General features: G+C 52.4%; 6 protein-coding genes. 4 read left to right on the top strand and 2 right to left on the bottom strand.

Annotation, left to right across the window (positions count from 1 at the left end; translation table 11 throughout):
* Positions 1-60: 60 nt before the first annotated feature.
* Complete coding sequence (locus tag FBY13_RS03995; RefSeq protein WP_096011530.1) at positions 61-666, bottom strand: hypothetical protein; 606 nt, start codon at positions 664-666, stop codon at positions 61-63.
* 11 nt (positions 667-677) lie between these two features.
* A complete protein-coding gene (locus tag FBY13_RS04000; protein WP_096011531.1) occupies positions 678-1,640 on the bottom strand; it encodes a hypothetical protein in 963 nt (320 codons plus the stop codon).
* Positions 1,641-2,032: 392 nt separating this feature from the next.
* Between FBY13_RS04000 and FBY13_RS04005 the strand changes: the two genes are divergently transcribed.
* The 4 genes from FBY13_RS04005 to FBY13_RS23640 form a co-directional block, all read left to right on the top strand.
* Positions 2,033-2,347, top strand: a complete 315-nt coding sequence (locus FBY13_RS04005) for a hypothetical protein (RefSeq protein ID WP_063878283.1) — start codon at positions 2,033-2,035, stop codon at positions 2,345-2,347.
* Positions 2,348-3,066: 719 nt separating this feature from the next.
* Positions 3,067-4,803, top strand: coding sequence for an ABC transporter permease subunit (locus tag FBY13_RS04010; RefSeq protein ID WP_145393557.1), 1,737 nt, complete (start codon positions 3,067-3,069; stop codon positions 4,801-4,803).
* 10 nt (positions 4,804-4,813) lie between these two features.
* Positions 4,814-6,151: an AAA-associated domain-containing protein gene (locus FBY13_RS04015; protein WP_063878285.1), complete on the top strand. Its 1,338-nt coding sequence runs from the start codon at positions 4,814-4,816 to the stop codon at positions 6,149-6,151.
* Between the two features lie 460 nt (positions 6,152-6,611).
* Positions 6,612-9,192: beta strand repeat-containing protein (locus FBY13_RS23640; protein ID WP_370513129.1), on the top strand; the 2,581-nt coding region annotated here is incomplete at its 3' end.

Below are 9,192 nucleotides of genomic sequence, written 5' to 3' on the forward strand. Positions count from 1 at the left end.
AAAGTTGCTTTTTTATAACTTTCTCTTTAAATCTATAATAAAAAACTAATGGGCGATTTTTCATTTTTTGAGATTGCTTGTGCTTTTTCTCTGAATTTCAAGCTGTTTTCGCCATATGCGATTGTGCAAATAGAAGGCGTTGCTTTTATAAAACATTAGGCTATTTATGCATTTAAATGCAATAAGCATAAAGATAACGCCAAGGCAGGATGATAGAAAAGTTAAAGTCGAGGTGTTTTCACCAAACATGAGCGCCCATAGTGAATGACCAAGATATAAGAGTGCGACTGCGCTGGTGAAATACATAAGAGAGATATAAACTTTAAGTGCCGTGTAATTACCTCTCGCTATCAATGATAAAGATGGAAACATAATTAGACAATAAGGTAGTCCCGTGAGAATGATTCCTCCTAGTAAAGCATAATCAGGCCACCCCATAAAGGAAAATACAGCCTCCCAAATTAACGCCTGAGGCATTGCAAAACTAAGCAGAGTAAGAATGAAACTCACCACTAAAGGTAAACCCATAGTATGAAAACCTATGGGCTTTTCCATTAATTCTTTCATATCGTCTTTAATGTGTTCGAGCTCATCAAGATCGTTTGTTACCATTCTTTTAGTTGTACTTTTGCTAAGTTCTAAATTTTTTTTCAGTTGTATCAGCATAATATACACAATTAATTTGTAGAAAAAGATTGAATCATCCCAATCAAATATTTCCCAGATTGGGAAATAGTCTGGGGGTTTTTTATTGTGCCGGTAAGGGCACTGCCAACGAATGCTGAAGAGTTGACGAATGCTGAAGAAAGTTCCCGTTGCAAAGATTTTTGCAATGCTTCTGCAGGGTAACGCTTAGGATATATACCCGCTTTCATTACAGCTTTTATGCCTGCATTAGAGATGCCGGGATTTTGCGAGCGTATTATTTCCTCAGTAATGCGCCGGCGTTCAGACCTGCTTAGTGATTTAAGCCAGTTAATTAAATTTCCTGAAGACGTGGTTGCTTTCATTAACTTATAAGTTTCTATGGTACTTTTTAATCCTGCACCCGCTCCGGCAAGAGAAATAATATCAAGTGCAGTAATCGTTGCCGTATACCATTCCTGAGAGTCAAACCATGTCAACGTTTCTTCTTTATCATTTGCAATTAAAAAAAGCCTTGCTGCGCCTACGAAGCATTGCAAGCCCGTGGCTACTCCGCCTGCTGTAATAACACCGGCAACAATACCAGATGCGCCTGCCGTGATGGGCACCGCTGCCGCTGCTCCTAATGCTAAGACAACTGTAGCAACGGCCGCACCGCATGAAAATGCCGTCGACGTAATTTCAGTTGCAAGCGAGGGCTTACTTAACGTATCTGTTAAGGTCTTCGCCGCCGTTTGCGGAATGACGGTTGGGACCTTAGTAATCACCACATGACTCACACTACTTCGGTTTGGCGAAGCGTAGCGGCGAGAAGGGCGAACAAGCCATTGTTCGCGGCCATCGGAATAGATGATGCCCACCTGACTAAAATCGCGCGTGCAATCCAGACGATTGGCCAGGGCGGTGAAATCAATGTCATCTGCGGACACCAGGCCCATCCGTCGGCCAAGGCCGTAATCCGGAAGGTTATTTGAATAGGATTCTGATAAGGCCATTAGCTCACTCCTTGCTGATGATGACCGGGTTATGAAGCGTCAAGGGTAAAGCGCAGCGGAAACGAATTAATTAGGAATAGTCTTAATGATCCATTAGAGCCATCAATGTGTCGATGTCGCCATCCATGCCAGTCATCCCTCTGTAAGAAGTTTGTGGCTTATCAAGTGATTAACCCTGCTTTACATTTCATGACAATGCAACCTTTTCATGCCGCGACTTATGCGCTGTCAGCCAGGTTATATCCGTTTTATCAACAAAACGTGTAGCACCAAAGCGACATAACTTGTTGCTTTAATGTGGCGTAAAGGTTTAAAACTATCGTGCAGGAATTAATCAAATGCTTGAGTTTTTTTAACCTCTCCTTTTACATTTATTTGGGATAAATAAAATCATGAAAAACAGGGTACTTGTTGCTTTTGCTCTCCTTGCGCTGAGTGGCTGTAGCACGATGTCTTCTAATGACGCCATTCCTCCCCTTCAGACCGAGACAGCAAAAATGCTGGGTCTGAGTTCTTCTGATGAGCTGACCGTAACCAACGTGTCCGCGACAAAACCAGATACGCTGGGATCTCAAATGCTGTCTTATCGTGCAACCACAGATAAAGGCCGTATTTTTGACTGTCAGTCTCAGATGATCCCCGGCATCCTGGGCCAGGAACCGGTTGTCACCGTGCCAAAATGTACGCCAGTTAAAGTACATAACTAAAAACCGTTTCCCTGCCTGTATTTCGGGCAGGGAATCTCCGTTTACCGGTTCGCCTTTCGCAATAAATCAAAGAAATACCCATCCCGTGGTTTCCTGTCTTGAACGCGCGTTTCTTTCAACGGTTGTACCCATTTTAGTGGCACGAACCCGATCTGAATATTCACGTTGCAATCGCTCAGCATCAGCAGCGTGAGATGTTTTCCCCTTCCCGAGCCGTCTTGCTGCCGCAAAGCACAGACGTTGCGTGAGTGACCAGGCACCCGTTTTGAGATCAAGCGTGTTGATCCTGACTCAGCGCCTTCGTTAAGCTGCCTGCACGAAATCATCATCTTGTTTAACTTTTCTAATGCTTTTATGTCACTCTCTTCCTGATTGTCACCTCACAAGCAGGGCGCTCATCTGCCAGAAACTTATGTGACAGGGCATGATAAATTCGCCATCGCCGTTAGTAGCGCCGTCGCGTGTTTTATTTATAGCAATAAATCTACTCTATGCTTGAGTAGGCATTGGGTGTTTGAAGGCGTCCTGACGACATTGCCGGGCCGGTTTTTGATGGGAAACTAATGCATTCGGGGATGAGCGATCAGATCGGGGTTTTGCCTTCATAAAAAATTAACAAAAACCCCGTCATCAGGTGAGCATACGTTTAATAATCCTGCCTGATAATCCCTCACCTGAAATAATTCAGTCGCTCCCGTGATGAAAAGAAGAGAGGGTTCATGAACTTCCGATTCACCATGCTGGCGGCCAACAGACGGTTATTGCCTAACGTCTGGGATGCCGTGGCTTTTCCCCTGATTATCTGTCTGATTGCGATGGTGGCGGTGGGCTTTCATCAAACGCTGATGCCGATAGACAGTTTAAAAACGCAGGCGATCTCGCTCGATCCTTCTAATCTGCCAGAATATGCCATGCGCACCACCTTGCGCATGCTGGTGGCGATGCTGGCTTCACTGGTCTTCAGCCTGATTTACGGCACGCTGGCCGCCAAAAGCCGTCGTGCTGAAAAAGTGTTGGTGCCTATTCTGGATATCCTGCAGTCCGTGCCGGTGCTGGGCTATATCTCCTTCACTGTCACCTTCTTTATTGCGCTCTTTCCGGGGCAGGTGCTGGGCGTTGAGCTGGCGGCCATCTTTGCCCTGTTCACCAGTCAGGCCTGGAATATGACCTTTAGCTTTTATCAGTCGCTACGCACGGTGCCAGCCGACCTGGTTGAAGTGTCGCGCGGCTTCCATCTGACCGGATGGCAGCGTTTCTGGAAGCTGGATGCGCCTTTTGCCGTGCCTGGGCTGGTCTGGAACATGATGATGTCGATGTCAGGCGGCTGGTTCTTTATTGTCGCCTCTGAAGCGATCACCGTGGGCAATAACACCTTTACCTTGCCCGGCGTGGGTGGCTACCTGGCGCAGGCTATTCTGCATAAAGACATTCACGCGGTGGGCTGGGTATTACTGACCATGGTGATTGTGATTCTGGCTTATGATCAGCTGCTGTTCAGGCCGCTGGTCGCCTGGGCGGATAAATTCCGTATGGAAAACACGCGTTCAGGCAATGCACCCACATCATGGGTGCGTGACCTGATGCGCAGGACGCGTCTGATTCACCAAATCTTTACGCCATTACGGCTGCTGCTGTCAGCGCTGGCGCGTATCTCGTGGCGCTGGCCAGCAAGGGGACCGGTACGTGCTGAGAGCCGTACGCAACGCGCCTCGCGGTTGGGTGATATTGTCTGGGGTGCCTTTGTGATCTTACTGACCCTGTATGTGGTTTACCGGGTCATCACTTATGTTCAACTCGGCGTCACGCTCGATGAGGTGAAACACGTCTTTACGCTGGGGCTGATTACCTTATTACGTGTGACGATACTGATCCTGATTTCGTCGCTGGTATGGGTACCGCTGGGCGTCATGATCGGCCTGCGGCCTGCCCTGGCGGGGAAAATCCAGCCGGTCGCCCAGTTCCTCGCGGCCTTCCCGGCAAACCTGATGTTTCCCGTATTCGTGATTATGATTGTGCATTTCCATCTTAATCCGGACATCTGGCTGTCACCGCTCATCGTGCTGGGCACCCAGTGGTACATTCTGTTCAACGTCGTGGCGGGGACCACGGCGTTTCCCAATGACTATAAAGAGGCCGCAGCGAACTTTCACATCCGCGGCTGGCAATGGTGGCGTCAGGTGATGTTACCCGGCATTTTTCCTTACTACATTACAGGGGCGATTACCGCCTCCGGAGGCGCGTGGAATGCCAGCATCGTGTCTGAATTTGTGCAGTGGGGAAATACTCAGGTCACGGCGCACGGTTTAGGTGCTTATATTGCACAAACAACCGCCGCCGGCGACTTTCCCAAAATCATTCTGGGGATCGCGGTGATGTCGCTGTTTGTCACCCTGTTCAACCGTCTGCTGTGGCGACCACTGTACGTGTACGCCGAATCAAAATTCCGTGCTAATTAAGGGACACCTGATGTTAAACAACCCATCCACACTGAACGCAGACGTGTCGAACAGAAAACCAGAAGGGCGCAAAGCGGTCCTGTCGGTAAAAGGCATTAAGCACGGTTACGATAAAACGCATGGCGAAGTGCTGATCCTCGATGACGTCAATCTCACCCTACAGGAAGGGGAGATTGTCGCTCTGCTGGGCCGCTCCGGTTCAGGAAAATCGACACTGCTGCGCATCATTTCTGGCCTGATTACGCCGGGTTCCGGTTCAGTCGAGTATCTGGGCAAGCCGCTCAATGGGCCAGCCAAAGGCGTCGCAATGGTGTTTCAGACCTTTGCGCTGTTTCCCTGGTTGACGGTGCTGCAAAACGTGGAAGCTGGCCTTGAGGCGCTGGGCGTGGAAAAAGCGGAACGCAGGAAACGCGCGCTGGCGGCCATCGACCTGATCGGTCTGGACGGTTTTGAAAACGCCTATCCGCGCGAGCTGTCCGGCGGGATGCGCCAGCGTGTCGGCTTTGCGCGCGCGCTGGTGGTCGATCCCACACTGTTATTGATGGATGAGCCTTTCTCTGCGCTGGACGTATTAACCGCCGAAACGTTACGTACCGATTTACTCGATTTGTGGAACGAAGGCCAGATGCCGATGAAGTCGGTGCTCATCGTCACCCACAACATCGAAGAAGCTGTTTTTATGTGCGACCGTATTCTGGTGCTGTCGTCTAACCCCGGACGTGTGGTCGCGGAAATCAAGGTTCCTTTTGGTCATCCCCGCAATCGCCTGGACCCTGCTTTCCGTCGTCTGGTCGATGATGTGTACACCCAGATGACGGCCAGACCAACCAGCGATAACGTGAAAAAGAGCCTCAGGCTGGGCACACGTCTGCCTCACGTATCGACTAACCTGATGGCCGGCCTGATTGAAACCCTGGCGGCCGCACCTTATCACGGTCGTGCAGACATGCCAGATGTGGCCCGTTCGCTGCATCTGGAGGTGGATGAGCTGTTCCCGATAGCCGAGGTGCTGCAGTCGCTGGGCTTTGCCGACGTGCGGGAAGGGGACATTTTTCTGACACCGCCCGCCCGGGTTTTTGCCGAGTCGGATACGCAGCAGCGCAAAATCATGTTTGCCGATCATCTGCTGCGTTATGTACCGCTGGCGGCCTTGATTAAAACCGTACTGGATGAGCGCCCGGGCCATCGTGCGCCGCGCGTGCGCTTTGAGCAGGAGCTGGAAGACTCGCTGGCTGACAGCGCCGCCAAAGAGACCCTGGACAGCGTGATCAACTGGGGCCGCTATGCGGAGATCTTCTCTTATAATGATCAGACCGAATTCTTCAGTCTGGAAGACGTTGAGTTCTGATCCCGTTCGTTCAGTGAAACGTGGCTATTCACGGCTGACACCATCCCGATTTTCAGCGCGGGATGGTGCCTGAAAGATTCTCAAGGTTAAAAATCCCTCCTGACGCATCAAGATGCCGCATTTTATACTGTCCCTCTCTCCCGGATATAAATAGCTTACTACTGTAATTAATAATTATAATTAATTGCCTGCACTCTCAAAACCAGTCATTTAATTGGGTGATTCGTATATTTTTTCTATTGTTGTTTTTCAAAAAATAAAGAGTTATCAGTGTTTAATTCTATTATGTAGTTATTCTTTTGATCCTGAAAATTAAGTATTGATAATTTATTATTTATTAATATTTCATGATCGAATTAATATCTGTGAGTTCGGCGATATTTAAATGATTATCATTAGGTCCTTTTTTAACTACAGGAGTAAGACTATTTTGATGCCCTAATGAAATGAAGGTTTAGACATGAAAGATGACAAGATTTTAATATTGCGTACCTGTGCTAATAATATGGCCGATCACGGCGGAATCATCTGGCCCTTGAGCGGTATCGTGGAGTGTAAATACTGGAAGCCTGTTAAAGGCTTTGAGAACGGACTGACGGGACTGGCCTGGGGAAAAGGATCGGATTCCCCGCTAAGCCTGCATGCCGATGCCCGGTGGGTTGTCGCTGAAGTTCCTGTCGATGAATGTATCGCGATAGAAACCCATGGCTGGGTTAAATTTCCCCGTGCTGAGGTTCTTCACGTCGGAACGAAAACCAGTGCAATGCAATTTATCCTGCACCATCACGCTGATTATATTGCCAGTACGGAAACGCAGGCCGGATCGGTTATTCCTGATGTCGCTTCAGAAATAAAGGCAGGGGAGCGATCGCTGCCCGTAGTCGATGACATTGATGCAACCATCGAATCAGGCAGTACTCAGCCGACTCAAACAATTGAAATCGGAACCTATGGCAGTACGCTCAGCGGCACGCATCAGAGTCAGCTGATCGCCGGGTATGGCAGTACCGAGACGGCGGGCGATAACAGCACATTAATTGCCGGTTATGGCAGCACCGGTACGGCGGGGGCAGACAGCGCATTAGTCGCAGGCTACGGCAGCACCCAGACCGCCGGGGAAGAGAGCAGTCAGATGGCGGGTTACGGCAGTACGCAGACCGGCCTGAAAGGCAGCGATCTCACCGCCGGTTACGGCAGCACCGGCACGGCGGGGGACGACAGCTCGCTGATCGCCGGTTACGGCAGTACCCAGACGGCCGGGGAAGACAGCTCGCTGACGGCGGGTTACGGCAGCACGCAGACCGCGCAGAAGGGCAGCGATCTCACCGCCGGTTACGGCAGTACCGGTACGGCGGGGTCCGACAGTTCGTTGATCGCAGGCTATGGCAGCACCCAGACGGCCGGAGAAGAGAGCAGCCAGACGGCGGGTTACGGCAGCACGCAGACCGCGCAGAAAGGCAGCGATCTCACCGCCGGTTACGGCAGCACCGGCACAGCGGGGGATGACAGCTCATTGATCGCCGGTTACGGCAGTACCCAGACGGCGGGCGAAGACAGCTCGCTGACGGCGGGTTACGGCAGTACGCAGACCGCGCAGAAGGGCAGCGATCTCACCGCCGGTTACGGCAGCACCGGTACGGCGGGGTCCGACAGTTCATTAATCGCGGGCTACGGCAGTACCCAGACGGCCGGGGAAGAGAGCAGCCAGACGGCGGGTTACGGCAGTACGCAGACCGCGCAGAAGGGCAGCGATCTCACCGCCGGTTACGGCAGCACCGGCACGGCGGGGGCTGACAGCTCCTTAATCGCGGGCTACGGCAGTACCCAGACGGCGGGCGAAGACAGCTCGCTGACGGCGGGTTACGGCAGCACCCAGACCGCGCAGAAGGGCAGCGATCTCACCGCCGGTTATGGCAGTACCTCGACTGCCGGTTATGAAAGTTCATTGATCGCGGGCTATGGCAGTACCCAGACTGCGGGTTACAGCAGCACGTTGACGGCGGGTTACGGCAGTACGCAGACCGCGCAGAAAGAAAGCGACCTCATCACCGGTTATGGCAGTACGTCTACAGCCGGGTCAGACAGTTCATTGATTGCAGGCTATGGCAGTACCCAGACCGCCAGCTACAACAGTGTGTTGACGGCGGGCTACGGCAGTACCCAGACGGCGCGAGAAGGCAGCGACCTTACCGCCGGTTATGGCAGTACCGGCACGGCGGGCTCAGACAGTTCCATCATTGCAGGCTACGGCAGTACGCAGACAGCAAGCTATAACAGCAGCCTGACAGCGGGGTACGGCAGTACGCAGACGGCGCGTGAGCAGAGTGTGCTGACGACAGGCTACGGCAGTACTTCTACGGCAGGTGCCGACAGCTCGCTGATTGCAGGCTATGGCAGCACCCAGACCGCCAGCTATCACAGCAGCCTGACGGCGGGCTACGGCAGTACGCAGACGGCGCGCGAGCAGAGTGTGCTGACGACGGGCTACGGCAGTACCTCAACCGCCGGGGCCGACAGCTCATTAATCGCGGGCTACGGTAGCACCCAGACCGCCGGGTACAACAGCATTCTGACAGCCGGTTACGGCAGTACCCAGACGGCGCAGGAGCGCAGCGATCTGACGACCGGCTACGGCAGCACCTCAACCGCCGGTGCCGACAGCTCATTAATTGCGGGCTATGGCAGCACCCAGACTGCCGGGTACAACAGCATCCTGACCGCCGGTTACGGCAGTACCCAGACGGCGCAGGAGCAGAGCGATCTGACGACCGGCTACGGCAGCACTTCGACGGCGGGTTACGACAGTTCGCTGATTGCGGGCTACGGCAGCACCCAGACCGCGGGCTATCACAGCATTCTGACCGCCGGTTACGGCAGTACCCAGACGGCGCAGGAGCGCAGCGATCTCACAACCGGCTACGGCAGCACCTCGACGGCGGGTTACGACAGCTCGTTAATCGCGGGCTACGGCAGCACCCAGACCGCGGGCTATCACAGCATTCTGACAGCCGGTTACGGCAGTACCCAGACGGCGCAGGAGA

The sequence above is a fragment of the Pantoea sp. SJZ147 genome, from assembly GCF_007828605.1.
In the GTDB taxonomy this organism is placed as follows: domain Bacteria; phylum Pseudomonadota; class Gammaproteobacteria; order Enterobacterales; family Enterobacteriaceae; genus Pantoea; species Pantoea allii.